This is a genomic window from Mesorhizobium sp. M7A.F.Ca.MR.362.00.0.0 (assembly GCF_004023175.1).
In the GTDB taxonomy this organism is placed as follows: domain Bacteria; phylum Pseudomonadota; class Alphaproteobacteria; order Rhizobiales; family Rhizobiaceae; genus Mesorhizobium.
Genome location: NZ_RZTF01000844.1, coordinates 290 through 762, shown reverse-complemented (window position 1 = coordinate 762; position 473 = coordinate 290). Strand labels below are relative to the sequence as shown.

Genomic DNA, 473 nt, shown 5'->3' with positions numbered 1-473 from the left:
GCAGGGCGTCAGCGTCACGCCGGACTATCGCAACGCCATCTCCCGGCAGATCGGTTTGATGGCGCAGTCGCGCGGTCGCTCGCTCTCGGACTTCGTCTCCGGCGTGCAGATGCGCGAGATCAAGGATGCCTTGCACCACTACACGGTCGACGGCCCCATGGGGCAGCTTCTCGACGCCGAGGAGGACGGTCTGTCACTCAGGGCGTTCCAGTGCTTTGAGGTGGAAGAGCTCATGAACATGGGCGAACGCAACCTCGTACCCGTCCTGACCTATCTCTTTCGTCGCATCGAGAACCGCCTGACAGGAGCGCCCAGCCTCATCGTGCTCGACGAGGCCTGGCTGATGCTCGGGCATCCGACCTTCCGCGACAAGATCAGGGAATGGCTGAAGGTGCTGCGCAAGGCGAACTGCGCCGTCGTCCTCGCAACGCAGTCCATCTCCGACGCCGAACGCTCCGGCATCATCGACGTCT

1 pseudogene is annotated in these 473 nt (G+C 63.4%); it reads left to right on the top strand.

Annotated features, from left to right (window positions below):
- Positions 1-473: pseudogene (locus EOC06_RS38110) on the top strand (conjugal transfer protein TrbE); the annotation flags it as partial.